At 66.9% G+C, this 26,939-nt stretch carries 23 protein-coding genes; 18 read left to right on the top strand and 5 right to left on the bottom strand.

The features are described 5' to 3' along the window. The first annotated feature begins 5 nt into the window (after positions 1-5). Positions 6-983: a tripartite tricarboxylate transporter substrate binding protein gene (locus AC1DOX_RS21885; RefSeq protein WP_441620626.1), complete on the top strand. Its 978-nt coding sequence runs from the start codon at positions 6-8 to the stop codon at positions 981-983. Continuing rightward, positions 973-1,749 (top strand): 3-oxoadipate enol-lactonase, encoded by a 777-nt coding sequence (gene pcaD / locus AC1DOX_RS21880; RefSeq protein WP_441620628.1) that lies wholly within the window; start codon positions 973-975, stop codon positions 1,747-1,749. The genes AC1DOX_RS21885 and pcaD overlap by 11 nt, the downstream gene beginning before the upstream one ends. A 49-nt stretch (positions 1,750-1,798) precedes the next feature. On the opposite strand, the gene AC1DOX_RS21875 is transcribed toward pcaD, so the two are convergent. From AC1DOX_RS21875 to AC1DOX_RS21865, 3 genes are all read right to left on the bottom strand, one after another. After that, positions 1,799-2,881: a calcium:cation antiporter gene (locus tag AC1DOX_RS21875; RefSeq protein WP_441620630.1), complete on the bottom strand. Its 1,083-nt coding sequence runs from the start codon at positions 2,879-2,881 to the stop codon at positions 1,799-1,801. A gap of 191 nt (positions 2,882-3,072) precedes the next feature. Next, a complete protein-coding gene (locus tag AC1DOX_RS21870; protein WP_176861108.1) occupies positions 3,073-3,234 on the bottom strand; it encodes a hypothetical protein in 162 nt (53 codons plus the stop codon). Between the two features lie 220 nt (positions 3,235-3,454). Then, on the bottom strand, positions 3,455-4,204 hold the full coding sequence (locus AC1DOX_RS21865) for an SOS response-associated peptidase (RefSeq protein WP_441620632.1): 750 nt from the start codon (positions 4,202-4,204) through the stop codon (positions 3,455-3,457). A gap of 163 nt (positions 4,205-4,367) precedes the next feature. Between AC1DOX_RS21865 and AC1DOX_RS21860 the strand changes: the two genes are divergently transcribed. From AC1DOX_RS21860 to AC1DOX_RS21850, 3 genes are all read left to right on the top strand, one after another. Next, entirely contained in the window at positions 4,368-6,008 is a 1,641-nt protein-coding gene (locus tag AC1DOX_RS21860) for an AMP-binding protein (protein ID WP_441620634.1), read from the top strand. A gap of 337 nt (positions 6,009-6,345) precedes the next feature. After that, positions 6,346-7,077: a BON domain-containing protein gene (locus AC1DOX_RS21855; protein WP_441620636.1), complete on the top strand. Its 732-nt coding sequence runs from the start codon at positions 6,346-6,348 to the stop codon at positions 7,075-7,077. Positions 7,078-7,495: 418 nt separating this feature from the next. After that, positions 7,496-8,749, top strand: a complete 1,254-nt coding sequence (locus AC1DOX_RS21850; RefSeq protein WP_441620638.1) for a M20/M25/M40 family metallo-hydrolase — start codon at positions 7,496-7,498, stop codon at positions 8,747-8,749. A 68-nt stretch (positions 8,750-8,817) separates the two neighbouring features. Here AC1DOX_RS21850 and AC1DOX_RS21845 read toward each other — a convergent pair whose 3' ends face one another. Then, on the bottom strand, positions 8,818-9,747 hold the full coding sequence (locus tag AC1DOX_RS21845; RefSeq protein ID WP_092143577.1) for a LysR family transcriptional regulator: 930 nt from the start codon (positions 9,745-9,747) through the stop codon (positions 8,818-8,820). A 374-nt stretch (positions 9,748-10,121) separates the two neighbouring features. Here AC1DOX_RS21845 and AC1DOX_RS21840 point away from each other — a divergent pair, with 374 nt between their 5' ends. The 10 genes from AC1DOX_RS21840 to AC1DOX_RS21795 all read left to right on the top strand — a co-directional run bounded on the left by AC1DOX_RS21840 (position 10,122) and on the right by AC1DOX_RS21795 (position 20,689). Then, entirely contained in the window at positions 10,122-11,000 is an 879-nt protein-coding gene (locus AC1DOX_RS21840) for an alpha/beta hydrolase (protein WP_441620641.1), read from the top strand. 224 nt (positions 11,001-11,224) lie between these two features. Continuing rightward, on the top strand, positions 11,225-12,508 hold the full coding sequence (locus AC1DOX_RS21835; protein WP_441620643.1) for an efflux RND transporter periplasmic adaptor subunit: 1,284 nt from the start codon (positions 11,225-11,227) through the stop codon (positions 12,506-12,508). A 99-nt stretch (positions 12,509-12,607) separates the two neighbouring features. Beyond that, positions 12,608-15,799, top strand: coding sequence for an efflux RND transporter permease subunit (locus AC1DOX_RS21830; protein ID WP_441620645.1), 3,192 nt, complete (start codon positions 12,608-12,610; stop codon positions 15,797-15,799). An 11-nt stretch (positions 15,800-15,810) separates the two neighbouring features. After that, entirely contained in the window at positions 15,811-17,322 is a 1,512-nt protein-coding gene (locus AC1DOX_RS21825) for an efflux transporter outer membrane subunit (protein WP_477101552.1), read from the top strand. A gap of 157 nt (positions 17,323-17,479) precedes the next feature. After that, complete coding sequence (locus AC1DOX_RS21820; protein ID WP_092142984.1) at positions 17,480-18,013, top strand: SRPBCC family protein; 534 nt, start codon at positions 17,480-17,482, stop codon at positions 18,011-18,013. Positions 18,014-18,017: 4 nt separating this feature from the next. Next, positions 18,018-18,413 carry a hypothetical protein gene (locus AC1DOX_RS21815; protein ID WP_441620649.1) on the top strand — a complete coding sequence of 132 codons (396 nt, stop codon included), beginning with the start codon at positions 18,018-18,020 and terminating at the stop codon, positions 18,411-18,413. 70 nt (positions 18,414-18,483) lie between these two features. Continuing rightward, positions 18,484-18,948, top strand: coding sequence for a DUF2127 domain-containing protein (locus tag AC1DOX_RS21810; protein ID WP_092142990.1), 465 nt, complete (start codon positions 18,484-18,486; stop codon positions 18,946-18,948). A gap of 120 nt (positions 18,949-19,068) precedes the next feature. Next, on the top strand, positions 19,069-19,614 hold the full coding sequence (locus AC1DOX_RS21805) for a copper resistance protein CopQ (RefSeq protein ID WP_441620652.1): 546 nt from the start codon (positions 19,069-19,071) through the stop codon (positions 19,612-19,614). 122 nt (positions 19,615-19,736) lie between these two features. Then, positions 19,737-20,027, top strand: a complete 291-nt coding sequence (locus tag AC1DOX_RS21800) for a putative quinol monooxygenase (protein WP_441620654.1) — start codon at positions 19,737-19,739, stop codon at positions 20,025-20,027. Between the two features lie 29 nt (positions 20,028-20,056). Beyond that, positions 20,057-20,689, top strand: a complete 633-nt coding sequence (locus tag AC1DOX_RS21795) for a CDP-alcohol phosphatidyltransferase family protein (protein WP_441620656.1) — start codon at positions 20,057-20,059, stop codon at positions 20,687-20,689. 79 nt (positions 20,690-20,768) lie between these two features. On the opposite strand, the gene AC1DOX_RS21790 is transcribed toward AC1DOX_RS21795, so the two are convergent. Further along, positions 20,769-21,782, bottom strand: a complete 1,014-nt coding sequence (locus tag AC1DOX_RS21790) for a helix-turn-helix domain-containing protein (RefSeq protein WP_441620658.1) — start codon at positions 21,780-21,782, stop codon at positions 20,769-20,771. Positions 21,783-21,943: 161 nt separating this feature from the next. Here AC1DOX_RS21790 and AC1DOX_RS21785 point away from each other — a divergent pair, with 161 nt between their 5' ends. From AC1DOX_RS21785 to AC1DOX_RS21775, 3 genes are all read left to right on the top strand, one after another. Then, positions 21,944-24,346 carry an acylase gene (locus tag AC1DOX_RS21785; RefSeq protein ID WP_477101553.1) on the top strand — a complete coding sequence of 801 codons (2,403 nt, stop codon included), beginning with the start codon at positions 21,944-21,946 and terminating at the stop codon, positions 24,344-24,346. A 495-nt stretch (positions 24,347-24,841) separates the two neighbouring features. Then, positions 24,842-25,462: a TetR/AcrR family transcriptional regulator gene (locus AC1DOX_RS21780; RefSeq protein ID WP_441620662.1), complete on the top strand. Its 621-nt coding sequence runs from the start codon at positions 24,842-24,844 to the stop codon at positions 25,460-25,462. Positions 25,463-25,563: 101 nt separating this feature from the next. After that, positions 25,564-26,823 carry a YbfB/YjiJ family MFS transporter gene (locus AC1DOX_RS21775; RefSeq protein WP_441620664.1) on the top strand — a complete coding sequence of 420 codons (1,260 nt, stop codon included), beginning with the start codon at positions 25,564-25,566 and terminating at the stop codon, positions 26,821-26,823. The last annotated feature ends 116 nt before the right edge of the window (positions 26,824-26,939 follow it).

The raw sequence follows: 26,939 nt of genomic DNA, 5'->3' as shown, positions 1-26,939 counted from the left end.
AAGGAATGGAGACAATGAAGTTCTCGTCGTTGAGCGCGGCGCTGTTCGCTGCCGCCGCACTGGCATCTGGCGCTGCCCACGCTGCCTACCCCGATCATCCGATTCGCTGGATCGTGCCGTTCCCGGCCGGCGGCGCCATGGACAATATTGCCCGCACGCTGGGCGAGGACATGGCGAAGACGCTTGGCCAGGCGGTGGTGGTGGAAAACCGCCCCGGCGCCGGCGGCAATATTGGCGCGGAACTGGTGGCGCGTGCCCCCGCCGATGGCTACACGCTGATCATCGTGGCCAACGGCATGGCGGTGAATCCGGCGCTGTACGGCAAGCTCAGCTATGACCCGGTCAAGGACTTCGCCCCGGTTTCCCTGCTGGCCGTGGTCCCCAATGTGCTGGTGACCAACAAGGCGAAGACGCCGGCCAGAACGGTCAACGAGGTGATCGCCAACGCTCGCGCCAAGCCCGGCAAGTACACCTATGCATCGGCCGGCAACGGTACGTCGATTCACCTGGCCGGCGAGCTGTTCACGTCGATGGCGCACGTGGATCTGCTCCACATCCCCTACAAGGGATCGGGCCCGGCGATGACCGACCTGCTCGGCGGGCAGGTGGACTATATGTTCGACAGCATCACCTCCGCCAAGCCGCATATCGACAGCGGCAAGCTGGTGCCGATCGCCGTCACGACGAGCAAGCGGTCGTCGGCGCTGCCGAACGTGCCGACCGTCGCGGAAGCGGGCTTGCCCGGCTATGAGTTGTCGCCGTGGTTTGCGGCGTTCGTGCCGGCGCGGACGCCGCAGCCGGTCATCGATGCGCTGAACAAGGCGATGCTGGACGCGCTGAAGAAGCCGTCGGTGCAGCAGCGGCTGGCGGGCATCGGCGCGGAACCGATCGGCAGCACGCCGGCGGGCCTGAAGGATCATCTGGCGAAGGAAACGGTCAAGTGGGGCGCGCTGATTCGCGAGCGAGGCATCCATGCCGACTGAGCCGACCCGCAATCTCCACTACGTACTGGAAGGCGCCAGCGACAAGCCGGTGCTGGTGATGTCGAACTCGCTGGGGACCACGCTCGAGATGTGGGACCCGCAGATGGCCGCGCTGACCGCGCAGTATCGTGTGCTGCGTTATGACACGCGCGGGCACGGCCGCTCCGCGCTGCCGGCGGCATCGTTCGGCATGCATGAGCTGGCGGAAGACGTGATCGCGATCATGGACCACGCGGGCATCGAGCGCGCCCATTTCTGTGGGCTGTCGATGGGCGGCATGACCGGCATGGTGCTGGCGCGGCATCACGCGGCGCGCTTCCGCCGGTTCGTGCTGGCCAACACCGCCGCGCTGATCGGTCCCGCGTCCGTGTGGGATACGCGCATCGAGACCGTGCGACGCGACGGCATGAGCGCCATTGTCGATGGCGTGCTGGCGCGCTGGTTTACCGAGGACTATCTGCTGACCCGGCGCGACGAGATGGCGCCCGTGCGCCGGATGCTGGAGACCACGAGCGCCGATGGCTACACCGCCAACTGCGCCGCCGTGCGGGATGCGGACCTGCGTGCGCTGCTGCCGGAGATCGATGCGCCAGTGCTGGTGATTGCCGGCGAGCACGATCTGGCGACGACGGCCGCGCAAGGCGGGCTGGTGGCCGGGGCGATTGACGGCGCGTATTACCTGTCGCTGTCGGCCGCGCACCTTTCCAACTGGGAACTGCCGGAAGCGTTCGGCGACGCGGTGCTCGGCTTCCTGGCGCAGCGCTAGCCGCCGTGGTTGCGTCGCCTGCCGCGTTGCCCGCCGTGTCGCCAGCGGATCAGGGCACGATAGTCAGGAACAGGTAGGCGGCAAAGATCACCAGATGGACCACGCCTTGCAGGATCGTGGTCCGTCCGCTCCCCAGCGTCAGCGACGAGACGATCATCGTCAGGAACAGCAGCACCATTTCCTTGGGGCCGAGCCCCAGTTCCAGCGGCCGGCCCAGCGTGATGAACACGGCCGCCACGGTCGGAATCGTCAGGCCGATGCTGGCCAGCGCCGAGCCGAGCGCCAGGTTCATGCTGGTCTGGAGCCGGTCCAGCCGCGCCGCGCGCATCGCGGCCAGGCCTTCGGGCAGCAGCACCAGCGCAGCAATCACCACGCCCACCACGGCGCCCGGCAGGCCGGCGTTCAGCACGGCCGCTTCCACCGACGGCGATAGCATCTTGGCCAGCGCGACGACGGCCACCAGGCACACGACCAGCAACGCGCCGCTGGCTGCGGCCACGCGCGCCGGAGGCGGCGGCGCGTGGTCGTCCTCGTTCGAGCTGCCTTCGACCAGGAAGTAATCGCGGTGTCGGATGGTCTGCACGAACACGAAGGCCCCGTAGAGGATCAGCGACATCGCGCCGGAAAACGCCAGCTGGGACGACGTCAGCACCGGCCCCGGTATGGAGCTGGTGAAATTGGGTAGCACCATCGTCAGGACCAGCAGCGCCACCAGCGTCGCCATCGCGGCGGTGGCACCCGGGGCCTGGAAGGCCTGCTCGCGATGATGCAGGCCGCCGACGAACAGGCAGAGCCCCACGATGCCGTTGCAGATGATCATCACGGCGGCGAACACGGTATCGCGCGCCAGCCCCGCCTTTTCCGGGCCGGAGGACAGCATCACGGACACGATCAGCGCCACTTCGATCACCGTCACGGCAATCGCCAGCACCAGCGTGCCGAATGGCTCCCCGACCTTGTGGGCGACAACCTCGGCGTGGTGCACCGCCGAAAACACGGCGCCGGCCAGTGCCGCCGCCATGACCGCGATCAGCCAGCCGTGTCCCGGCAGCATGACGCCCACGCCAAAGGCGACCCAGGCGGCCAGCGGCGCCCAGACTGTCCACGCCGGCAATGTGTTGGAAGTAGCCATCCGTTATCCCTCATTTTTCTGTGGATGCCGCGCGCAGGGCGCCCTCCGGCGCATTGTGCAGCAGAAGGCCGCGCACCGGTAGGCCGGCGCGCGCGCGGAAAAGCTAAGGCAGCGGCGGACGGCAGCAGTTCCCGCGTCGCCGGCGATGGCGCGCGGAGCAAGGGAAAAGGGCGGGGGACAGTGGCCGGATGTCAGTCCGGTGACAACGGTCGCGTGGGCGGGTCGGGGCGTTTGGTGTCGCCGGACTCCGGCTCCCGAAGCGCGGGGTGATGAAGATAGATCCAGCGCGCGGCGACGATCACCGCGATCAGGAAGGCAAGACCATACCCGACAAAAGAGACTGCGTTTTGCATTGTTCTGACCTGGTTGAGCCGGCTCTGATGGCCGGTATCAGGGCAGTATGGGCAGCCAGCGCTACGGCTGACACCCTCTGTCAGTGGGGCGCCCGCGTCACCCAATCGGGGGCTGCGAGGCGCGCGGAATCGGGGTGCGGAAGCTGACGGAGGCGGTGAGGGGGGGCGGCGGGCGAGCCCGCGAAGATGGGGGACGGGGTCCGGGCTCAGGTCGGAGGGCTCAGAACAGGGACCCCGTTCCCGACGGATCGGGCTTTTCGCCGCGCTTGCTGCCGCTCTCCTCGCCGCTTGCCTGCCCCGCGGGCGGCGCCGCGGACCGCGCGGGCGCAACCACAGGCGCCGGCTCGGCACGCATCCGCCCGGCGGGGAACAGACGCAGGAAGCTGCGCGCCAGTTCCGGGTCGCGGCAGCGCAGCCAGTCGTCCCAGTCCGGCTCCGGCACGACGACCACTGAGCGCTTCTCCGTCCCCGGCCGGTGCATGCGATTCAGGATGGGATGCAAATCCGCGTTGACCGTCAGCAACGTGAACGAGACGGCGTCATCGGGCCACGCTCGCCAGAGACCGGCGATGCCGAAACCCTCGGTCTCCGGCAGCCAGATCTTCCAGCGCACCGGTTTACCCGGCGATTCCGGCGTGCCGTCCTCGGGATACGCAAATTCGTAGAACGCGCTCGCCGGCACCAGGCAGAGCTGGCCCTGGCGCCAGGGCTTCGCGAAGGTCGGGCGCTCCCCAACGGTCTCGCTGCGGGCATTGGTCGTGTCGTAGCGGCGCGCGCCGGGCGGCGTGCGCGTGCGCGGCACCATGCCGAACGTGGCGAGCGTGCTTTCACGGGGACCGTCAACGGCCGCGCGAATGAGCGGCGCCGCGTAATCGGGATAGATCTCCTCCTTGTAGAGCCCCGGCGGCGGCTCCACGCCGAAGATCTCGCGCAATATCCGCTGCTGTACCGGCGCGTAGTTCGTGCACATCGCAGGGCTCCCGGAGGGTCGGCTCGGGCGTCTATCGTCGGCGTGCCGGCCGCACGCGTCAAGGACCATGGTGTTTCCCGCTATTGCCTCCGCCGCCGGCCGCGTCCACACTCGGGCGCATGGCGGGGCAACACCGCCCGCACGATTATCCAGGAGACAAGCAATGCGCGACTACGCTGAAGCCATGGCGGGCTTTTCCTATGCGGATACGATCGGGAGCCAGCTTGATGGCAATCTCGCATCGATGAACGCGTGCATCGAATGCTGTGACCGTCATGCCTTGCCGGGACGCATCGCGCTGTTCTGGGAAGGCCGCGACGGCAGCGCGGAGACCTATACCTTCGCCCAGTTGCAGGCGCTGTCGGCCCGCTTCGCCAACTTCCTGCGTGCACGGGGCGTGCAGCCCGGCGACCGCGTGGCCGGGCTGCTGCCGCGCACGCCAGAATTGCTCGCGACGATCCTCGGCACCTGGCGCGCCGGCGCGGTCTACCAGCCACTCTTTACCGCGTTTGGCCCCAAGGCCATCGAACACCGCCTGCAATCGTCGGGCGCAAAACTCGTGGTCACCGATGGTGGCAATCGCGCCAAGCTCGATGACGTGGCGGGCTGCCCCGAGATCATGACGGTGGGCGGCGCGAAGGGCCGTGGCATCGTGCGCGGGGACTTCAGCTTCTGGGCGGAAATGGACCGCCAGCCCGCCGCGTTCGCACCGATGATGCGCACGGGCGACGATCCCTTCCTGCTGATGTTCACGTCCGGCACCACCGGCCCGGCCAAGCCGCTGCAGGTGCCGCTGAAAGCCATCGCGGCATTCATGGGCTATATGCGCGACGCCATCGACCTGCGTCCCGAGGATGCGTTCTGGAACCTGGCCGATCCGGGCTGGGCCTACGGTCTCTACTACGCGGTGACGGGGCCGCTGGCGCTGGGCCATCCCACCACCTTCTACGATGGCCCGTTCAGCGTGGAAAGCACCTGCCGTGTCATCGACAAGTACGGCATCACGAACCTCGCCGGATCGCCCACCGCATACCGGCTGTTGATCGCCGGCGGGGAGGCCGCCTCAGGCCCGTTGCGCGGCAAGCTGCGCGCGGTCAGCAGTGCGGGCGAGCCGCTCAATCCGGAAGTCATCCGCTGGTTCGCCAGCGAACTCGGCACCACGATCCACGATCACTACGGCCAGACGGAGCTCGGCATGGTGCTATGTAATCACCACGCGCTGCGCCACCCGGTGCACCCCGGCGCCGCGGGATTCTCCAGCCCGGGCCACCGGGTTGTGGTGGTCGATGACGAGATGAACGAGCAGCCGCCGGGCAGTCCGGGCACGCTAGCGGTGGACATGTCGCAATCGCCGATGTGCTGGTTTGGCGGCTATCACGGCACGCCGACGCACAGCTTCGTCAAGCAGTATTACCTCACCGGCGATTCCGCGGAGCTCAACCCGGATGGCAGCATCAGCTTCATCGGCCGTGCCGACGATGTCATCACCACGTCGGGCTACCGCGTGGGACCGTTCGATGTGGAAAGCGCGCTGATCGAGCACCCGGCGGTGGTGGAGACCGCCGTCATCGGCAAGCCGGACCCCGAGCGTACCGAGATCATCAAGGCATTCGTGGTGCTGGGCCCGCGACATGCACCATCGCCGGAACTGGCGGAAGAACTCCGCTTGCACGTGCGTAACCGGCTGGCCGCGCACGCCTACCCGCGCGAGATCGAGTTCGTGGCCGAACTGCCCAAGACGCCGAGCGGCAAGGTGCAGCGCTTCATCCTGCGCAACCAGGAGAAGGCGAAGCTGGCCTCATAGCGATGATTGGATCACTCGGCGTGGGCGGTTGACGGCCCGCGCCGCTTCGCTCCTGACTTTCCGCATCACTTCGCGCATCACTTTCCACACCACTTCCCGCGTCCTTTCCCACGTCAGTTCATGAGGACAGCGCCCGGCACGGGCGTTGTCGGACGCGGCTGCATGACGGCGCGCGTATTGCGTCGATGTCGCACGCATGGGCCCGCTTTCTCTCCGGCACGCTACCTATAATGCGTAGACGGACCCCGGCCTTCCGCCGTGCGTGTCCGCGCTACGCGTGCTCGCAGGCAGGGGCGCGCTCCATCCCATCTCCACGTCCAATGGGGAGACAGACATCATGCAGAGTAGCGAAGCTGTGCTGACGCAGGCCCGTGCCGCGTTGGCGCATGTGCCTTATCACGGTCACCACATCCATCCCATTATTAACCTGCGCATCTCTGACGGCGCGCTGATCCTAGAAGGAGAAGTGGCTCATATCGTGGACAAGACCCTGGCGGCTGCGCAACTGCGGCGCGTGGAGGGCGTAACGACCGTGATCGATCACCTGCGCGTGACGGATGGCAGCCCGCCCGTGGGGGACGGCGAGTTGCGCGATGCCGTCTGCGAGCGATTGCTCAACGCGATCGACTTTCGCAACTGCAAGATCTGCGCGAAGGTGAAAGGGCATGTGGAGCCGGTCCGCGAGGCCGTGGGGGAGCGCAGCGGATGGATCGAGGTATTCGCGAGCGACGGTGTCGTGACGTTGAACGGGCAGGTGATCAGCCTCTCGCACATGCGGCTGGCGGGCGTGCTGGCATGGTGGTCACGTGGCTGCCGCTGCGTGGTCAATGATCTGGTCGTGGCGCCTGCGGAGCGCGATAGCGATGAGGAAATCACCGAAGCCCTGCAACTGGTGCTGGAGACCGATCCCTTTGTCGATGCCGCGCGCATCAGAGTGCGGACGGAGAACAAGGTGGTGACGCTGGACGGCTATGCGTCCAGCGAGGGCGCGCGTAAGCAGGTGGAGCGCGACGCCTGGTATGTGCAGGGCGTGGAAAACGTCGTCAATCACGTTGCCTTGAGCAGCTAGCGCGCAACGCGCTGTCTTGCTCGCCCCCGGGCTGTCCGCGGGATCCTCCCGCCGGGCAGCCGGTACCTCCTCCATGTGTCAGTGCGGCCGCCTTGCACACAAGGTAAACCGCGCAAATGCCTGGCGCGCAAATACCAGGCGCGCGCGGCGCCCAGCATCGACAGGTTCATTGCTCCCCAATCGCAGTCGGAACGCCGCGCAATGACTGTCGCTGCAGGCAGCGTCGAGAAACCGCTTGCCGCGCAGCGTTACCCCGACAAGCACGCGGGCACATTCCACACGTGGCGTCTGCGCGAAGTCCGACGGAGACGGCGTGCGTGGCGGGATTGGCCCGTGAATCGGCCAGATTGACGCTCCCCCGAAGACCGTGCAAGCGCTAGCATCCGAGGTTTCCAACTGCACAAGAACAGGAGATCTCATGCCGCTTTCCCTTCGTCGCATTGCTGTCGCCGCGGCCCTAGCCTTCGCTTGCGGCAGCGCCATGGCCGCTGGCCCCGACGCCGGCCTGCTGGACGCCGCGCGTGCGGCCCAGCCGGCCGTGGTGCAGTCGCTGAAGGACATGGTGTCGATCGAATCCGGCAGCGCCGACGGCGAAGGGCTCGCACGGATGGCGGCCTTCACCGGCAAGCGCCTCGCCGCGTTGGGTGCGAAGGTCGAGCGCCTGCCGGCGACGCGCGGCGCCGGCGGCATGGTCAAGGCAACGCTGACGGGCACCGGCAAGCGGCGCATCATGCTGATCGCCCATATGGACACGGTGTATCCGGCCAATATCCTCGCGACGCAGCCGATCCGCGAGGAGGGAAACCGCCTGTACGGCCCGGGCATCGCCGACGACAAGGGCGGCATCGCCGTGATCCTGCACGCGCTGGAAATCCTCAAGGCGAAGGGCTGGAACGACTATGCGCAACTGACGGTGCTGCTGAATTCGGACGAGGAGGTGGGGTCGGTGGGATCGGGCGAAACCATCGCCGCGCTGGCCGACCAGCATGACGTGGTGCTGTCCTGCGAGCCGAACGTCGCCAAGGCTGTGGCGAAGTCCGAGTCGCTGCTGCTCGGCGCGGCCGGGACCGCATCCGCGACCATGAGCGTCAAGGGCCGGTCGTCGCATGCGGGCGCGGCGCCGGAGCTGGGCCGCAACGCCCTGCTGGAGCTGGCTTACCAGCTGCAGCAAACGCGCGACGTGGCCACCACCGTGCCGGGGTCGCAACTGAACTGGACGACGGCGAAGGCGGGCGATGCGCGTAACCAGATCCCGGAGACGGCCAGCGCGTTCGGCGACGTGCGCGTGACGGCCGGCGGCGCCGCGCAAAAATTGCAGGCGGCCCTGCAGGAGAAGGTCAGCGCCGGCCATCTGGTGCCGGATACGCAGACCACGGTGACGATGGAGGAGGGACGTCCCGCCTATGTCGCCGATGCGCGCGCGAAGGAACTGGCTCGGCGCGCCCAGCAGATCTATGCCGAACTGGACGGGCGCACGCTGATGCTGATTCCCGGCACGGGCGGCGGCACGGATGCGGGCTACGCCGGTCGCTCCGGCAAGGCGGTGGTGCTGGAAAGCTTCGGGTTGTCAGGGTTTGGCTATCACGCACGCGACGAGTACATCGAACTCGACTCGATCGTGCCGCGCCTCTACCTGATGACGCGCATGCTGCAGGAGATCGGCCGCCAGTGAGCGGCTGTGTGGCAGCGTGAAGGACCACCCCCGCGCGGGGGGTGTTTCGGGAGTCGTTGCCTTTCGCGTCAGGCGGCGGCTAGCTGCTGGGGTACCGCACCAAAATGCGGATGGCGCGAGAACACGTCGGCCGCCCAGTTGACGAACACGCGGACCTTGGCGGACAGGTGCCGGTTCTGCGGATACATCGCGGAGATCGGCAACTCGTCGGTTTGCCAGTCGGCCATGACTTCCACCAATCGCCCGCTGTTGACGTACGGCTCCGCCATCGCGCGTGCAATGCGGGCGATGCCGTGGCCTTCCAGCGTGCAGCCCACGTAGACGTCGGCGTCATTGGTCGAGATGGCCGACGGCAGCAGGATTTCGCTGCGCTCCCCGCCACGTGTCAGCGTCCAGGGCATTTCGCGTCCGGTCCGGTTGGACAGGTAGTTGACGCCCTTGTGCTGGGCCAACTCCGTGAGGTCGCCCGGTGTGCCAAATCGCCGCAGGTAGATGGGCGATGCATAGTAGGCCAGCTTCAGCTGGCCGATACGCCGCGCCACCATGTTTTCATCGAGCGTACCCACGCGCAGCACCACGTCCACGCCTTCCTTGAGCAGGTCGATGGGCTTGCCATTGATGGTCAGCTCCAGCTTCAGCTCGGGATAGGCGTTGAAAAAGTCGTGCAGGTGGGGAACGAGCACCATCTGGGCCAGTCCGGCGGTGGTGTCCACCGCCAGTGTTCCGCGCGGCGAGTTGTTGTGTCGCGTGAGGGACTGCTCGGCTTCGTCCACATCCGCCAGGATGCGCACGCAGCGTTCGTAATAGGCGGCGCCATCCGTGGTCACGCTGATGCGACGCGTGGTCCGGTGCAGCAGCTTGACGCCCAGATGGGTTTCCAGGTTCTGGATGAGCCGGGTGAGCGTTGCCTTGGGGAGGTCCAGAGACTCCGCCGCGCGCGCAAAGCTGCCGACATCCACCACCCGGGTGAATGCCTGCATAGAGACAAGACGATCCATGATGTTGCTTCCGAAAGGGGTGAGACCGGGCTACTACGTTCCGAAGGATGGTGTCTGGCGGGAGCGGCTCTGCTGCATGTCAAGTGCGCGGCCTGGATTGGCTGCCGGCGGTCCGCCAGTGGCGGCCGGAGCGGGGAGGGGTGGAGGGTTGGGGGCTCGGCGCCGCGCTGTTCCCCACGTCGCGCGCACACCGAAGGACCGGAGTGAATCACATTTCGGGTGTCCTTGCCAAGACGTGTGGTTTCACTTCGCTGATTATTCCACTCCAGAAACAGTGAGTTGGCAATCTGTTGCTTTATCCCACTGCTGTCAATCACCATAATCCGTTGCATCGCAACACAGTATCGGCGGCCCGTGCAGGCGTCGTACCCACCATGTCCAAGACCGTGTCCCCCCGTACCACCGCCGCAACGTCGGCCGCAGGCAAGGGAGAAGGGCGTGTGGACCAGCATATCGTTTCCAGCGGAGACCGCGAGATACAGGTCTGCGTGTGCTATCCGGCCGGTTACGCGCCGGGAGCCGGGGCCGCGTTGCTGCCGTGGCTGGTGTACCTGCACACGGGCGGCTTTGTGGACGGTGGCGTGGATGCGGCCAGGCAACTGGTGCGGGACCTGGCGGAGTCGGTCCCGGCCGTGGTGGTGACGCCAGCCTATTCGCTGGCCCCGGATCACCCGTTCCCGGCGGCGCCCGAAGATGCGGTCAATACCGTGGCGTGGGTGATCAAGCATGCGCGCCGCCTGAAGCTGGACAAGCTTCGTTTTGCGCTGGTCGGCGAGGAAGCCGGCGGCAACCTGGCGATTGCGCTGTCGCAGATGCTGCGCGACCGCGCCATGCCCCAGCCGGTCGGCCAGTGGCTGATCCGGCCCGTGACGGACCCGTGCCTGCAGCATGCGTCGATGGCCGCCAAGGGGCAGGTGCCGATGGAAATGTTGCGCCGGCTGGCCTGCAACTACCGGGACTATCTCCCGACGCCGGCCGCCAGCGTGCACCCGTATGCCGCGCCGGCACTGGCCTCCCGCCTGGTGGGGCTGCCCCGGACGCTGGTGCAGGTGGCCGAACAGGATGCGTTGCGTGCCGAAGGCGAAGCGTTCGCCGCGCGGCTCGTGAAGGCCGGCATTCCGGCCAGGACTCTGATCATGCCCGGTGGCTGCGGCGACGGGGTGGAACAATCCCATGAGAAGTGCCAGGCATGGGTCAACGAAGGTGCGCGGTTCCTGCGCGAATGTTTCGCACAGGCCGACGACGCCTCATAACCGGCCCGAACGCCGGCCCGGCGCGAGAAGCAATCAGTAAGCGTCCGGAGTTTCCTCGTCAGCGCCCTTTGAGGCTGGCAGCGGTATTGGCATAGCCCCGGTCATCCCGGCCGGGACGAACCCTTATTTCCCCTGATTTCCGGGCCTCGCAGGCCCGGCGGGACGCGTTCGGCCTTTTGCTTTTCCAGTTGAAGAAAACCCGACAGAAATACGGAGTGAAGAAAATGAATCATCAGTCTCGACGCACGCTGATCGCCATTGCCATCGTGGCAGTCCTTGGCGCCGGCGTGGCCACCTCGGTGCTGCGGCCCTGGCATGGCGGGGAAGCCCAGGCCAACACCCCGCCGCCGGCGGCTCCCGTGGAAGTCGCGGCGGCCGTGGGCCAGACCATCACCGAATGGGATGAATTCTCCGGCCGGCTGGAAGCCGTGGATCGAGTGGAAATCCGCCCGCGTGTTTCCGGCACCATCGAAACGGTCCACTTCCGCGAGGGTTCCATCGTGAAGAAGGGCGATCCGCTCTTCACCATCGATCCTCGCCCGTATGCGGCGGAAGTCGCCCGCGCCGAAGCCGCGGTGGCTGCCGCGCAGGTCCGCGCCTCGCATGCCCAGTCCGAAAAGATCCGTGCGCAGCGCCTGCTGGACGACAACGCGATCTCGCGCCGCGAATTCGACGAGCGGATCAACGCCGCGAGCGAAACCACGGCCGACGTGCGCGGCGCGCAGGCCGCGCTGGAGGTGGCCCGGCTGAACCTGGGCTACACGCGCATCGTTGCCCCGGTCGCGGGCAAGGTGTCGCGTGCCGAGATCACGGTGGGCAACCTGGTGGCCGCCGGTGCGGCGTCCCCGGCGCTGACCACGGTGGTGTCGGTGTCCCCGGTCTACGCCAGCTTCGATGTGGATGAGCAGAGCTACCTGCGCTACACGGCGCCGGGTGCCGGCGGCGGCAAGAACGACCTGCCGGTGTTCCTGGGCCTGGCCAACGAGGACGGCAACCCGCACAAGGGCAAGATTCATTCGGTCGACAACCGGCTCGATACGCGCAGCGGCACCATCCGTGTGCGCGCCATCTTCGACAACGAGGATGGACGCCTGCTGCCGGGCCTGTACGCCAAGGTCAAGCTCGGTGGCGGCACGCCGCATCCCGCCGTGCTGATCAACGATCGTGCGATCGGCACCGACCAGGGCAAGAAGTTCGTGCTGGTGGTCGACAAGACCAACAAGCTGGAGTATCGCGAAGTGGACCTCGGCCCGTCGTATGAAGGGCTGCGCGTGATCCGCAAGGGCCTGCAGCCGGGCGAGAACATCGTGGTCAATGGCCTGATGCGTGTGCGCCCCGGTGTCACGGTGGCGCCCAAGCCGGTGTCGATGGCCTATCGCAGCGAACTGGAGCCGCGCGGCAATACGCCCGATCGCAAGCAGGCCGCGTACGGCAAGCCCGCTGAAAAGCCTGCCGGCCAGGTCGTGAGCGACAACGACAAGAAGCCGTCGGCCGGGCAAGTGAGCTGAGCCCCGCTCCGCCCGCACCGCTAGCCTATTTTTTCCCCCGCTGCACCACATGGCGTCCGCTCCGGCGGACGGCCAGGGGGGGTTTTCGCCGAGACCAAGATGAATCTCTCGAAATTCTTTATCGATCGCCCGATTTTTGCGGGCGTGTTGTCGGTGCTGATCTTCCTGATCGGCGCCATCTCGATGTTCAAGTTACCGATTTCGGAGTACCCGGAAGTGGTGCCGCCTTCGGTGGTGGTGCGCGCGCAGTTCCCGGGCGCCAACCCGAAGGTGATCGCCGAGACGGTGGCCACGCCGCTGGAAGAGCAGATCAACGGCGTCGAGGACATGCTCTACATGAACTCGCAGGCCAACAGCGACGGCACGCTGACGCTGACCGTGACCTTCAAGCTGGGTACTGATCCGGACAAGGCACAGCAGCTGGTGCAGAACCGCGTCTCGCAAGCCGAGCCGCGCTTGCCGGAGGACGTCCGCCGCCTGGGCATCACGACCGTCAAGAGCTCGCCAGACCTGACCATGGTGGTCCACCTGGTTTCGCCGAACGACCGCTATGACATGACGTACCTGCGCAACTATGCGCTGATCAACGTGAAGGACCGCCTGGCGCGGATCCAGGGCGTGGGTCAGGTGCAGATGTTCGGCTCGGGTGACTACTCGATGCGGGTCTGGCTGAATCCGGAGAAGATCGCCGAGCGCCACCTGGCGGCGTCCGACGTGGTCCGCGCCATCCGCGAGCAGAACGTGCAGGTGGCGGCCGGGGTGATCGGCCAGTCGCCGTCGCTGCCGGGGACCGACCTGCAACTGTCGGTCAACGCACAAGGCCGTCTGCAGACCGTGGAAGAGTTTGGCGACATCATCGTCAAGACCTCGTCCGACGGTGCCGTGACGTACCTGAAGGACATCGCCCGCATCGAACTGGGCGCATCGGAATACGCGCTGCGCTCGCTGCTGGACAACAAGTCCGCCGTGGCGCTGCCGATCTTCCAGTCGCCGGGTTCCAACGCCATCCAGATCTCGGATGACGTGCGCAAGACCATGCAGGAGCTCAAGGAAAACATGCCGGAAGGCGTGGACTACAGCATCGTCTATGACCCCACGCAGTTCGTGCGTCACAGCATCGAGGCGGTGGTTCACACGCTGTTCGAAGCCATCGCGCTGGTGGTGCTGGTGGTGATCCTGTTCCTGCAGACCTGGCGCGCGTCGATCATTCCGCTGCTGGCGGTGCCGGTGTCGATCGTCGGTACGTTCGGCCTGATGCACGTATTCGGCTTCTCCATCAACGCGCTGTCGCTGTTCGGCCTGGTGCTGGCAATCGGCATCGTGGTGGACGATGCGATCGTGGTGGTGGAAAACGTCGAGCGGAACATCGAAGAGGGGCTATCGCCCAAGGAAGCGACGTACAAGGCCATGCGCGAAGTGAGCGGCCCGATCATCGCGATCGCGCTGACCCTGATTGCCGTGTTCGTGCCGCTGGCCTTCATGACGGGCCTGACCGGCCAGTTCTACAAGCAGTTCGCGCTGACGATCTCGATCTCGACGATCATCTCGGCCTTCAACTCGCTGACGTTGTCGCCGGCGCTGTCGGCCCTGCTGCTGCGCGGCCATGACGCACCGAAGGACTGGTTGTCGCGCGCGATGGACCGCGTGCTGGGCCGCTTCTTCGCCGGCTTCAACCGCTTCTTCGGCCGCAGCGCCGAGAACTACGGCCGTGGCGTGAAGGGCGTGATCCGTCGCAAGGGCTCGGTGTTCGGCGTCTACGCGCTGATGCTGGTGGCCACGTGGGGCGTCTTCCAGATGGTGCCGAAGGGCTTCGTGCCGGCGCAGGACAAGCAGTACCTGGTGAGCTTTGCCAAGCTGCCTGACGGCGCCACGCTGGACCGCACCGAGGACGTAATCCGCCGCATGTCGGACATCGCGCTGAAGCACCCGGGCGTGGAATCGGCGGTGGCTTTCCCGGGCCTGTCGATCAATGGCTTCACCAACAGCCCGAGCGCCGGCATCGTGTTCGTCACGCTGGACCCATTCGACAAGCGCAAGAGCAAGGAGCTGTCGGGCAATGCGATTGCGGCCGACCTGAACAAGCAGTATGGGTCGATCCAGGATGCGTTCATCGCGGTGTTCCCGCCCCCGCCCGTGCAGGGCCTGGGCACCATCGGCGGCTTCAAGCTGATGATCGAGGATCGTGCGGCGCTGGGCTATGACGCGCTGTTCGATGCGACCAACGCGTTCATGGGCAAGGCGCGCGCCACGCCGGAGCTGGCTGGCATCTTCAGCAACTACCAGGTGAACGTGCCGCAGCTGGACGTGCAGCTTGACCGCACCAAGGCCAAGCAGCTCGGCGTGCCGGTGACGGATGTGTTCGATACGCTGCAGACCTATCTTGGCTCCGCGTACGTCAACGACTTCAACAAGTTCGGCCGTACGTATCAGGTCAAGGTGCAGGCGGACGCGCAGTTCCGCCAGCATGGGGAGGACATCCTGCAGCTGAAGACGCGCAACGCCGCCGGTGAAATGGTGCCGCTGTCGTCGCTGGTGAAGGTCAAGCAGAGCTTCGGTCCGGACAGCGTGATCCGCTACAACGGTTTCACCGCCGCCGACATGAACGGTGGCCCCGCGCCGGGCTTCTCGTCCGGTCAGGCGCAGGCCGCTGCCGAGCGCATTGCCGCCGAGACGCTGCCGAAGGGCATCAAGTTCGAATGGACCGAGCTGACCTATCAGGACATCCTGGCCGGCAACGCGGGCGTGTGGATCTTCCCGCTGTGCGTGCTGCTGGTGTTCCTGGTGCTGGCCGCCCAGTACGAGAGCCTGACGCTGCCGCTGGCCGTGATCCTGATCGTGCCGATGAGCCTGCTGGCCGCCATGACCGGGGTCTGGCTTACGCGTGGTGACAACAACATCTTCACGCAGATCGGTTTCATCGTGCTGGTGGGCTTGTCCGCGAAGAACGCGATCCTGATCGTGGAATTCGCCCGGGAACTGGAGCATCACGGCCGAACGGTGGTGCAGGCCGCGATCGAAGCCAGCCGCCTGCGTCTGCGCCCGATCCTGATGACGTCGTTCGCGTTCATCATGGGTGTGGTGCCGCTGGTGGTGTCCACCGGTGCCGGCTCGGAGATGCGCCATGCCATGGGCGTGGCCGTGTTCGCCGGGATGCTGGGCGTGACGTTCTTCGGCCTGTTCCTGACGCCGGTGTTCTATGTGGCTTTGCGCCTGTGGGCCACGCGCGGCCAGCGCCGCGAGGCGCGCGAGCAGGATGGATCGGCCTCGCACGCCGTGGCATCCGCCGAGTAAGGATCATCAATATGACTAACGCAATGACGCAATACCTGCCCCGCCTGGCCACGCTGGCCGCCGCGCTGGTGCTGGCGGGCTGCTCGCTGGCACCGACCTACAAGGTGCCCGAGACCGCCAATGTGCCGGCGTACAAGGAAGCCGAGGCCGCGCAGGCCGAAGGCGCGCAGTGGAAGACGGCCACGCCGGCCGAGGGCCAGCAGCGCGGCGAGTGGTGGAAGGTCTTCGGCGATGCCGACCTGGACCGCCTGATCGTCGCCGCCAACGGCAACAACCAGGACCTGGCCGCCGCCGCGGCTCGCCTGAAGCAGGCGCGTGCCTTTACCGGTGCGACCGAGGCGGATCTCTATCCGCAGCTGAGCGTGGGCCTGGACCCGACGCGCTCGCAGCCCTCGGCCGCGTCGCAGGGCTTGCCCGATGGCACCCGCGTGGCGCCGCAGACCGTGCTCAAGGCGCGCGCGTTCGCCAGCTACGAGCTCGATCTGTTCGGGCGCGTGGCCAGCAGCGTGAACGCCGCGCGTGCCGAAGAGCAGGGCGCCGCGGATCTGTATCGCTCGGTGCAGCTCGCCCTGCAGGCCGATACGGCGCAGGCGTATTTCGCGCTGCGCACGCTGGACAGCGATCGTGAACTGCTGAACGCGACGATCAAGCTGCGCGAGGATGCGCTGTCGCTGCTGAAGAAGCGCTATGACGCCGGCGAGACCACGGACCTTGACCCGGCCCGCGCCGAAGCCGAACTCGGTACGGCGCGTGCCGACCTGGCCGGCATCGAGCGACGCCGCGCCAATCAGGAGCATGCGCTGGCGGTGCTGACCGGCGTGCCGCCGGCCCAGTTCTCGCTGGCCGCGCGGCCGTTCGATACGGCGCCGGTGGCCGTGCCGCCGGGCCTGCCGTCGGAGTTGCTCGAACGTCGTCCCGATATCGCGGCGGCGGAGCGGCAGATGGCAGCCGCCAATGCGCGCATCGGCATTGCGAAGGCCGCGTTCTTCCCGCGCATCTCGCTGACGGCGCTGTTGGGCTTCGAATCGGCGGATCTGTCGAACCTGTTCAAGTGGTCGTCGCGCACGTGGATGCTCGGGCCGCTGGTGGGGTCGACGATCGCGCAGACGGTGTTCGACGGTGGCCGCAACAGCTCGAACCTTGTGGGCGCGCGTGCGGCGCACGAGGAAAGCGTGGCGCGCTACCGGCAGACCGTGCTGGTGGCCTTCCGGGAAGTCGAGGACAGCCTGGCCGATGTACGCTGGCTGAGCCAGCAGGGCGCGGCGCTGGACAGCGCACTGGCGGGCGCAAAGCGTGCGCAACGCACCTCGCGCAGCCGCTACGACGCCGGCGCGGTCGACTACCTGACCGTGATCGATGCCGATCGCACCGTGCTGCAGTCGCAGCGCGACGCGAACGCTGTGGCGGGTTTGCGTGCCGCGGCGACGGTGTCGCTGGTGCGCAGCCTCGGCGGTGGCTGGGGGCCGTTGCCGGAAGCGGTGGCGGTCAATGACGCGGGCGCTGCGAAGAAGGCTGCCAACTGAGCGAGCGCAAGGTCGCGCCCGACGCGGTGCGACCCACAAAGCCGTAACAAGTCGTAAGCCCCTAGCGGGCAGGGCTGGCGCGATGTATCCGGAGCACTACACTGGATACATCGCGCCAGTTTTCTTTTCGAGGCTGGCGCAACGGAGCGTCTGTGCCATGACCTCTCGCCCGGGATTGTTTCGTGTGCTGGTGGCGATCGTCGTGATCGTCGCGGCATTGTTCGTGCCACTGCCCTGGCAACCGCTCACCCGCATCCATAGCGAAGTCACGATTGACCGCCCGCCGGCGGTCGTCTTCGACTACGTTTCCACGCCGGCCAACTGGCCACTCTGGCATCCCTCCTCACTGGGCGTCACGGGCGCCACGGACCATTCGCTGCGTCCTGGCGAACGCGTGACCGAAGCGTTCCGCGTGGCCGGGAGAGAGGGCACCGTGGTCTGGACCGTCGCGAACCGGCAGGCGCCGCGCGCGTGGGCGATTGAAGGCGAAATCGACGGCCGGGCCGCCGGCACCGTGGTCTACACCCTGACGCCGGACGGGCAGGGTACGCGATTCGAACGCGAGTTCACCTATCGCGCTCCCACGCTGCTGTTTTCGTTGCTGAACTGGGTGGCGCTGCGCCAGCGCGTGGACAGTGAATCGGCGGAGGCCGTACGGCGCCTCAAGGCCAGGCTGGAAGGAGGAACCTAGCACCATGACATCCAGAATCCTCATTGCCATGACTTGCGCGCTGCTGGGTGCGGCGTTGCCGCCATCGGCGGATGCGCAGCCATCGACCACCGGTTCGATCGCGGTGGGCGGCTCGGCTCACGTCAAGGGGCCGGTCACGGTCCACGGCACGCTGAGCGTCGATGGCAGCGTCTATGCCCAGGGGCCGGTGACCGCCGCGTGGTTTTCGTCGCCGGGGCGCGGCTATCCGCGCCCCCCGGAGCGGTCACTGCTCAAGGTGTTTCATGGGCCCCTGACGGTACACGGTTCGATGGTCGTGCACGGCGATCTTCACGTCGATGGTCCGATTACCGTGGATGGCCCCATCGAAGCGGGCGGCGGCATCGACGCCGCCGGTCCGATGGTGGAGCGGCAGCGCTGAAACGCGGGACGGGAAGTGGCGCCGGCGATGTTGCACAATGGCGACTTCGTCGACTTCCCGGATTCCCGTCATGGCACAAGCCAGCACCCAGCTGGGCCTGAAATCGATCGCCCTGTTCGAGGCCGCCAAGGGCGCGTTGGTCATCCTGGCAGGCATCGGCCTGGTGGCGCTGCTGCATCGCGATGCGCAGGCGCTGGCCGAGGCCATCGTCAGCCGCTTCCATATCAACCCGGCCAGCCGGTATCCGACCATTTTCCTGTCACTGCTGGCGCATCCGACCGATGGCCGTCTGTGGGCCATTGGCGGCTCGGCGGCCGTGTACGCATTGATGCGCTTCGCGGAAGCCTATGGACTGTGGCGGGGTCGCGCCTGGGGCAACTGGATCGGGGTGTGGTCCGGCGGCATCTATATCCCCGTCGAACTCTATGAGGCGATCCGCCACCCGAACTGGCTGCACGTCGGGCTGGCCGTCGCCAACACGCTGGTGGTGATCTATCTGTTGCAGGGGCTGGCCCGGCACAAGGTCAGTGGATGATGCGCCACTGGAAAAAAATACGAGTCGGCGAAGGAAATGCTGTAAGGGCGGGCAGAGCGTGGCGACCAACGGGAGATTCTCTCGCGTTGTTCCACCACCACCTGCATCAGGAGACTCGCCATGACCCGCACCTTTGCCAAGACCCTTCTCGTCGTTGCCGCCTCGCTCGCCGCCATCACCGCCGCCCACGCACAGGGCCCGCGCGACAGCACTTTCACCGGCGACAAGTACGGCTACAACTTCCGCTCGACGGACCCCTTCACGGACGGCGCGCGCAAGGACATGCGCGATACGTTCACGGACGGCGCACGCGCGGGAAAGGTTGATGCCTTTACCGATGGCGCCCGCACCATCGCTGGTCTGGACCGCACGGGCGTGTCGTCCGACCCCGCCCGGATGGTCGATGTGTTCACTGATGGTGCCCGCACCGTTGCAGGTCTCGACCGCACCGGCGTTTCATCCGATCCCGCCCGGATCGTCGATGTGTTCACCGACGGTGCCCGCACCCTCGCAGGTCTCGACCGCGTCGGCGTTTCGTCCGACCCCGCTCGCAAGCTCGATACGTTCACTGATGGTGCCCGCATGCTCGCCGGCATGGATACGCGCGGCGTATCCGGTACGCCGGGCCGCACGATCGACCCGTACCTGGACGGTGCCAATGCCTGACACGACGCGCACGGCGCATGAGGGGCGGTGGTCCCCCACATGCGCCGTTCGCAGGCAAATCTGCTAAGGTAGACGGCACGCCGCTTTGCGGTTTGTCCAACCTGAACAGACAAGAGACCACCATGATTCATGAAATCGCCCAGATCACGATCAAGCCCGGCATGGAGGCACAGTTCGAAGCCGGCGTGGCCCAGGCCAAACCGCTGTTCCTGCGCGCACGCGGCTGCCACGCCATGAACCTGCAGCGCTGGATCGAGGAGCCGTCGCACTACACGCTGGTGGTGGCCTGGGAGACCGTGGAAGACCATATGGTCCATTTCCGCGAATCCGATGACTTCCAGACCTGGCGCAAGCTCGTGGGCGACTGCTTCTCGGCGCCGCCGCAGGTCCACCACGTCAACACGGTGCTCTGAGCGGCATCCGCCGCCAAAGGAGCCGTCGCATGTCGACGCCCCGGGAGCGCCCCCGGCATTTCTCGATGCTGCGCGATCTGCAGTTGGCCGACTTCTTTACGCTGGCCAACGCGGCGTGCGGCATGGGCTCGGTATTCTTTGCCATGTACTTCGTGGCGGAGCCCTCGCTCAGACATTTCTACATCGCGGCCGCGCTGGCGCCGGCCGCCTTTATCTTCGATGTGCTCGACGGTCGCATCGCCCGCTGGCGGCATGCCCACTCGGCACTGGGGCGGGAGCTCGATTCACTGTCTGACGTGATCTCGTTTGGCGTGGGTCCCGCGACGCTTGCGTTTGCCGCCGGCATGCGCGGCGGCTGGGACCTCGCGGCGCTGATCTACTTTGTCTGCTGCGGTGTCAGCCGTCTGGCGCGCTTCAACGTCACGGCGGAGACGCTGGCCGAAGACAGCGGCAAGGTGAAGTATTTCGAAGGCACGCCGATCCCGACCAGCGTGGTGCTGACCGGCATCCTGGCGTGGTGCGCGGTGGAGGGCCGCATCGGCGACGCGCTGTACGGCGGCGCGTGGTCCATCGGCGCCGCCACGCTGCATCCGCTGGCGCTGCTGTTCGTGCTGTCGGGCTCGCTGATGATCAGCAAGACGCTGCGCATTCCCAAGTTCTGATCGGTCCCGGTCCTCTCCCCCGAGGTCCGGGTGCCATTTCCCGCTTCATTTCGTACGTCGTTCGCATCGGATTTCGTGCTCAGGCGCGCAACTCGGCGCGCACGGAATGCGCGCGCCTGTGTGCGCCGGGCGGCAGCCCCGTGTGCTTGCGCACCAGCGTGCGGAATGCCGACATGTCCTGATAGCCGCATTGCTCGGCAATCGCCGTCAGGCTCAGTGTGGTGACTTCCAGCAAATGGCACGCGCGCTCGGCGCGAAGCTGGTGCAGGAACTGCAGCGGCGACATCCCCACCGATTTCAGGAAATGGCGCAGCAAGGTGCGTTCGCTGGTGGCTGCCACCGCCGCCAGCCGCGCCAGGTCGTAGGGTTCGGCCAGATGTTGCTGCAAATACCGGCGTGCGCGCAGCACCACGCTTTCGCGCGGCGGATCGCCGTGTTTCAGCCATACCTCCAGCGCCGCGCCGCGCTCGGGCTGGTCCAGCAGGGTATTGCCGACGGTGCGCGCCAGCGCGTTGCCGGCCGTCTGGGCCACGGCCTGCTGCATCAGCGCATGCACCTGATCCATCGCGCGTGCGCTGAGCAGGTTGCCGCTGCGGACGATCGCCTGGTCGGCCGGCAGCCGGCGCGCGGGCTCCGCCGCCCGCATCCAGTTGGCAATCAGCCACGGCACCGCCATGCGCCACGGTCCGGGCAGCGTCATCCCGACCAGCAACGCCACGGCCGTGAAGGGCGCTACCAGCAGCGCGCCATTGGCAGCGGCGCCGGCAAGGGCGGCACGTTCGCTGCCGATCTTTGACAGCAGCAGTTCCAGCCCGGCGATGTGATCGAACAGCGGCGGCGCGATGACCACCAGGCTGTCGCCATCCGCTTCGGCCAGCGCCCGCAGCCCCGAGACCTTCGTCCGCATGACCTCCGCCGCCGCATGCCAGCGCTCCGGTTCGGCGGCGACCAGTTGCCACTGAAACGGCGTCGCGCCGCCACGCCTGCGCGTCTGCATGGAGGCCAGCGTGTTGGCGATGGCCAGCGTGTCGGCCGCCACCGCGAGCGTGGAAATGGCGCTGGACGGGTAGCAGAGCAGGTAGGCAGTGGGCATGCGCGCGGGGTGGTGGCGTGGGGGCGTGGCGGGAATGACGCCAATTCTGGCGGGATTCCCGCTATCTGTCATGCCCCGATTTACCCGACCATTGCCAGCAGCGACAAGGGGTGGCGACGCCCCTGCGCCCAACAAGAATACGTACAACAGGAGAGAGACAGATGAAGCAACGCATCGCGCGAGGCGCAACCGTGCTCGGCACCGCCGCGCTGGCGGCCGCGGCCCTGGCAGGCTGCGCAACCGGGGGTGGCAACTGGAGCGAGCAAGGCCTGTCCGCCGAAATCCGGCGCACGTCCTTCGGTATTCCGCATATTCGCGCCAACGACTATGCCGGCGTCGCGTTCGGCATGGCCTACGCCTATGCGCAGGAAAACGTCTGCCTGATGGCGGACCAGGTCGTGACCGTGAGCGGCGAGCGCTCCGCGACGTTCGGGGCGGACGAGACCACGGAGGTCTCCTTCAAGCGCCTCCGCAACAGCGACGCCGATGCGTTCTTCCGCGCTATCATCGACGACGAGGCGATCCAGGCCAGCGTATCGAATCAATCGCCCGAAGCTCGTGAACTCCTGCGGGGCTACATCGCCGGTTACAACCGCTACCTGCGCGATACCCCGCCGTCGCAGCGCCCGGCCGCCTGCCGCAACGCGGCGTGGGTGCGCCCGATCACCGCGCTGGATATGGCCCGCCTGGCGGAGGAGAAAGGCATCCAGGCCAGCGCCGGCGCGCTTGCGGCCGGCATCGTGGCCGCGGCGCCGCCGGCCGCTGCGAAGGCCGCCGCCGTGCCGGCAACGCTGGACGTCGCCGCCATCGATTTCGATGCGGTCAATCGTGACCTGCAACTGCTCGACCCGCCCATCGGCAGCAACGGCTGGGCCTTTGGCAAGTCGGCCACCGCCAATGGCAAGGGGCTGCTGCTCGGCAACCCGCACTTCCCCTGGACCACGACCAACCGCTTCTTCGAAGCGCATCTGACCGTGCCGGGCAAGATGGACGTGATGGGCGCGTCGATCGCCTCGTTCCCGATCATCAGCATTGGTTTCAACAAGGACGTGGCGTGGACCCATACGGTGTCCACCGCGCGCCGCTTCACGCTGTTCGAGCTGAAACTGGCCGAGGGTGACCCGACGACCTACCTGATCGACGGCAAGCCGCACAAGATGACCACGAAGACGGTCCGCTACACGGCGCGGCTGGCGGATGGGCGGACGGAGTCGCGCACCCATACGTTCTACATGACCGAATACGGTCCGGTGCTGTCGATGCCGGCCGCCGGGCTGCCGTGGACGGCGCAGAAGGCTTACACGCTGCGCGATGCCAACCGGAACAACACGCGGTCGATCGACACGTGGCTGAATATCGCCCGTGCGACGAACGTCGGCGAGATTCGCGATGCCATCGGCAACCTCGGCATTCCGTGGGTCAACACCATTGCCACGGATCGCACGGGCCGCGCGATGTTTGCCGACGTGTCGGTGACGCCGAATGTCTCCACCGCCATGCTGGGCCAGTGCGCGCCGGCCGGCGATGGCGCGGTGCTGGCGAAGAAGCTGATGATCGGTACGGGCATGGTGCTGCTTGACGGCTCGCGCGGGGAGTGCAACTGGACCGTCGATGCGGCGTCGCCGGTGCCGGGGCTGGTGCCGCCGTCGGCCATGCCGGTGCTGATACGCGACGACTTCGTGGCCAACAGCAACGACAGTTCGTGGCTGACCAACCCCGCGCAGAAGCTTGAAGGCTTCTCGCCGGTGCTGGGGCCGCAGGCGGTGCCGCAGCGGCTGCGCACCCGCGTGGGTCTGATGGAAATCGGCAAGCGCCTGTCAGGCGTGGATGGCCTGCCCGGCAACCGGTTCGATGTGGAGAGCCTGCAGGCGGTGCTGTTCCGCGATCGCAACCTGGCCTCGGAGCTGGTGCTCGACGACCTGCTGCGCGCCTGTGGCGAAAATGCCGTGCTGGCCGACGGGGATCTGCGCGATGGTTGCGCGGCGCTGCGCAAGTGGGACCGCCGCAGCAACCTGGAAAGCCGTGCCGCGCCGCTGTTCCGCGAGTTCTGGATGCGTGCCCATACGATCCCGAACATCTACGCCGTCGCCTTCAATCCCGCCGATCCGGTCAACACGCCGCGCGGCCTGCATATGCAGGATGCGAAGCTCAATGCGGCGGTGTTCAAGGCGCTGAAAGACGCGGTGCAGGCCATGCACAAGGCCGGCTTTGCGCTGGACGCGCCGTTGGGCGAGGTCCAGGCCGCGAAGTCGCCGAACGGCCGCATCCCGCTGCATGGCGGGGAGGAGTACGAGGGCGTGCTGAACAAGCTGCAAAGCAAGCCGGTCTCGGCCGATGGCATGCAGGTCTACTTCGGCACCAGCTACGTGCAGACCGTGGGCTTCGACGACAACGGCCCGGTGGCGCAGGCGCTGCTGGTGTACGGCCAGTCGATCGATCCGGCCTCGCCGCACGCGTGGGACCAGATGCAGCAGTTCTCGGCCAAGCGCTGGATCTCGCTGCCGTTCTCGGAGCAGGCCGTCGCCACGGATCCCAGGCTGACCGTGACGAAGCTGAGCCAGTAACACGCTCGGGGTTGCCGGCATGACAAGGCCGTCCGACGCGCTCGCGCCGGACGGCCTTGTTTTCTTTGCGCGACGTCGATCCGCGCGACGTTCGGGCCTATGCCCGTCGGGAGCCTTTCAGTCGGTGACCAACAGGTGGCGCTTCATTTCACTTCCCATTATTACCATTCCTTTGCGTCGATGAACCGTGGATGCCGGTTTTCCGGTGCCAGGCGCGACTTGAGAGCAGCGTCTGCTTTGGGTTGCTGGAATGACTTGGCTAATCGGCGTTCTGCGGCCAGCGAGGGCGGTTCCGCCACTGGCATCGATTTGATGGAAGAGCCGGATAATACGAACCGTTCGCATCGAGGGGTTTGCGAGCGATCAAAGGGCCGCCTGAGTGCGACGCCGGGCGCCTGTCGCATCGCTTTTCGATGTCATCCGAAACCGGCCTTGCGTTTTGTATCGTCCGCTCTATAATTCATTCCGTACTGAACGATACAAAACAGGTTGAGGATGGCAAGACCACGACAATTCGATGCCGATGCGGCGCTCGCCGCCGCGCAGGATGCCTTCTGGGCCAAGGGCTACCAGGCCACGTCCACGCGCGAGCTAACCCAGGCGATGGGGCTGACGCAGCCCAGCCTCTACAACGCGTTTGGCGACAAGCGCTCGTTGTTCCTGCTGGCGCTGGACGACTACCTGAACCGCACGCTGCGCGAACGCATTGCGCGGATGGAATCCACGCTGCCGCCCGATCAGGCGCTGGTGGTGTTCTTCGCCGAAAGCGTGGAGCGTGCGACGAGCGATCCACGGCATCGCGGCTGCATGCTGATCAACGCCGCGCTGGATGCCTCGCAGGAGGATCCGGAACTCCGGCGCGTGGTGGCCGATGAACTGGCCACGCTGCGCGCCTTCTTCGAGCGAACCGTGCGCGCCGCGCAGGCCGCGGGCACGGTGCCCGCGTCGCACGATCCCGCCGATGTGTCGGCGATGTTGTTGACCGTGCAGGTCGGCTTGCGGGTGCTATCGCGCCTGATGGCGGACCGCGCCACGCTGGAGGCTTCCGTACGGCCGACGCTGGCGATGCTGGGCCTGAGGTCAACACAGCCAACACAGCCGACACCGCCTCACTGACGCGCCGCGCCGCTGGCGCGCTCGCTTTCCCGATTGAAATTTCCCTGCCGACGCGCAGCTGCCGCTGCGTGGTGGCCACGCTCGTTCTCAGGAGTTCTCCCATGTCTCACGATGCCGCCACTTCGGCACCGCCCTCCGACGCCACACTCGATGCCCGCGCGATGTATGCCGCGCTGGCCGGGCTGTGCGCCAGCCTTGTCGCCATCGGCCTGGCACGCTTTGCCTATACGCCGCTGATTCCGCCGCTGATCCAGGCGCACTGGTTCAGCGCGTCGGACGTGGTGACACTGGGCGCCGCCAACTTCGCGGGCTATCTGGCCGGCGCGCTGCTGGGCCGGCCGCTGGCTGCGCGGTTGTCGAACCGCCATGCATTGCGCTGGCTGATGGTCATTGCCACCATCGCCTTCTTTGCCTGCGCGTTCCCGGTGTCGGTCAGCTGGTTCTTCGGCTGGCGCTTCCTGTCGGGGCTGTCGGGCGGCGCGATCATGGTGCTGGTGGCCACGGCGATCCTGCCGCATATCGCCCCGGCTCGGCGCGGGTTTGTCAGCGGCATGATCTTCCTGGGGCTCGGGCTTGGCATTGCGGCGTCGGGCACGCTGGTGCCTGAGCTGCTGAAGCTGGGCCTGCGCGAGACGTGGATCGGGCTGGGCGCGGTGGCCCTGCTGCTGACGTCGTTCAGCTGGTTCGGCTGGCCGCCGGGCGATGCGCCTGCGGGATTGCCGCCTGCCACGGCGGCCGGGCATCACGCCGCGGACCACGCGCTGCACACGCACAAGTCCGCGCTGCGCGTGCTGTACGCGCAGTACGCCGCCAACGCGCTCGGGCTGGTGCCGGCGATGGTGCTGCTAGTCGACTATGTTGCGCGCGGCCTGGGGCAGGGCGCATCGGTGGGCGCGGGCTACTGGGTGCTCTATGGCGTGGCCGCCATCGTGGGGCCGCTGCTGAGCGGCTTCATGGGCGATCGCATCGGCTTCCGCAATGGTTACCGGCTGGCGCTGCTATTGCAGGGGCTGGCGGTGTTGCTGCTGGCGATGTCGGGCAGCTCGGTGGCGCTGGTGGTCGCGACCATCGTGCTGGGGGCCTTTACGCCGGGCATCGTGCCGCTGGTGCTGGGCCGCGTGCAGGAAATGCTGCCGCACGATCCTACGGCGCAGCGCGCGGCGTGGAGCCGGGCCACCACGGCGTTTGCGCTGTTCCAGATGCTGGCGGGCTATGGCTACTCGTACCTCTTCTCGCGGATGCACGAGAACTACGCGTTGATCTTTACGTGCGGGGCGGTGGCGCTGGGGCTGGCCCTGGTGGCGGATGTCGTGGTCCGCAAGGCGCCGGCCACGGTGGCCAATGTGGCCGAGGTGGCCTGACCCCCTTGCTATCCCATGTCGTGGACAGGGTCAGCATGGTTTTTCAGCAGCCCCTACAATCGCCGGAGACATTTTCAGGCCACGCTGGCGTCGATTTCGGCCACCGGCGTGCCATG

This window comes from Cupriavidus sp. 01L415 (assembly GCF_056400065.1).
This window is presented reverse-complemented; position numbering and strand designations above follow the sequence as displayed.

What these genes read in the sequence shown, in the direction of transcription:
- AC1DOX_RS21795 (WP_441620656.1), top strand. Translation starts at nt 20,057, where the DNA reads ATGTCGACGCCCCGGGAGCGCCCCCGGCATTTCTCGATGCTGCGCGAT.
- pcaD (WP_441620628.1), top strand. Translation starts at nt 973, where the DNA reads ATGCCGACTGAGCCGACCCGCAATCTCCACTACGTACTGGAAGGCGCC.
- AC1DOX_RS21885 (WP_441620626.1), top strand. Translation starts at nt 6, where the DNA reads ATGGAGACAATGAAGTTCTCGTCGTTGAGCGCGGCGCTGTTCGCTGCC.
- AC1DOX_RS21815 (WP_441620649.1), top strand. Translation starts at nt 18,018, where the DNA reads ATGACATCCAGAATCCTCATTGCCATGACTTGCGCGCTGCTGGGTGCG.
- AC1DOX_RS21790 (WP_441620658.1), bottom strand. Translation starts at nt 21,782, where the DNA reads ATGCCCACTGCCTACCTGCTCTGCTACCCGTCCAGCGCCATTTCCACG.
- AC1DOX_RS21835 (WP_441620643.1), top strand. Translation starts at nt 11,225, where the DNA reads ATGAATCATCAGTCTCGACGCACGCTGATCGCCATTGCCATCGTGGCA.
- AC1DOX_RS21810 (WP_092142990.1), top strand. Translation starts at nt 18,484, where the DNA reads ATGGCACAAGCCAGCACCCAGCTGGGCCTGAAATCGATCGCCCTGTTC.
- AC1DOX_RS21800 (WP_441620654.1), top strand. Translation starts at nt 19,737, where the DNA reads ATGATTCATGAAATCGCCCAGATCACGATCAAGCCCGGCATGGAGGCA.
- AC1DOX_RS21805 (WP_441620652.1), top strand. Translation starts at nt 19,069, where the DNA reads ATGACCCGCACCTTTGCCAAGACCCTTCTCGTCGTTGCCGCCTCGCTC.
- AC1DOX_RS21830 (WP_441620645.1), top strand. Translation starts at nt 12,608, where the DNA reads ATGAATCTCTCGAAATTCTTTATCGATCGCCCGATTTTTGCGGGCGTG.
- AC1DOX_RS21825 (WP_477101552.1), top strand. Translation starts at nt 15,811, where the DNA reads ATGACTAACGCAATGACGCAATACCTGCCCCGCCTGGCCACGCTGGCC.
- AC1DOX_RS21780 (WP_441620662.1), top strand. Translation starts at nt 24,842, where the DNA reads ATGGCAAGACCACGACAATTCGATGCCGATGCGGCGCTCGCCGCCGCG.
- AC1DOX_RS21820 (WP_092142984.1), top strand. Translation starts at nt 17,480, where the DNA reads ATGACCTCTCGCCCGGGATTGTTTCGTGTGCTGGTGGCGATCGTCGTG.
- AC1DOX_RS21855 (WP_441620636.1), top strand. Translation starts at nt 6,346, where the DNA reads ATGCAGAGTAGCGAAGCTGTGCTGACGCAGGCCCGTGCCGCGTTGGCG.
- AC1DOX_RS21870 (WP_176861108.1), bottom strand. Translation starts at nt 3,234, where the DNA reads ATGCAAAACGCAGTCTCTTTTGTCGGGTATGGTCTTGCCTTCCTGATC.
- AC1DOX_RS21775 (WP_441620664.1), top strand. Translation starts at nt 25,564, where the DNA reads ATGTCTCACGATGCCGCCACTTCGGCACCGCCCTCCGACGCCACACTC.
- AC1DOX_RS21785 (WP_477101553.1), top strand. Translation starts at nt 21,944, where the DNA reads ATGAAGCAACGCATCGCGCGAGGCGCAACCGTGCTCGGCACCGCCGCG.
- AC1DOX_RS21850 (WP_441620638.1), top strand. Translation starts at nt 7,496, where the DNA reads ATGCCGCTTTCCCTTCGTCGCATTGCTGTCGCCGCGGCCCTAGCCTTC.
- AC1DOX_RS21845 (WP_092143577.1), bottom strand. Translation starts at nt 9,747, where the DNA reads ATGGATCGTCTTGTCTCTATGCAGGCATTCACCCGGGTGGTGGATGTC.
- AC1DOX_RS21865 (WP_441620632.1), bottom strand. Translation starts at nt 4,204, where the DNA reads ATGTGCACGAACTACGCGCCGGTACAGCAGCGGATATTGCGCGAGATC.
- AC1DOX_RS21875 (WP_441620630.1), bottom strand. Translation starts at nt 2,881, where the DNA reads ATGGCTACTTCCAACACATTGCCGGCGTGGACAGTCTGGGCGCCGCTG.
- AC1DOX_RS21840 (WP_441620641.1), top strand. Translation starts at nt 10,122, where the DNA reads ATGTCCAAGACCGTGTCCCCCCGTACCACCGCCGCAACGTCGGCCGCA.
- AC1DOX_RS21860 (WP_441620634.1), top strand. Translation starts at nt 4,368, where the DNA reads ATGCGCGACTACGCTGAAGCCATGGCGGGCTTTTCCTATGCGGATACG.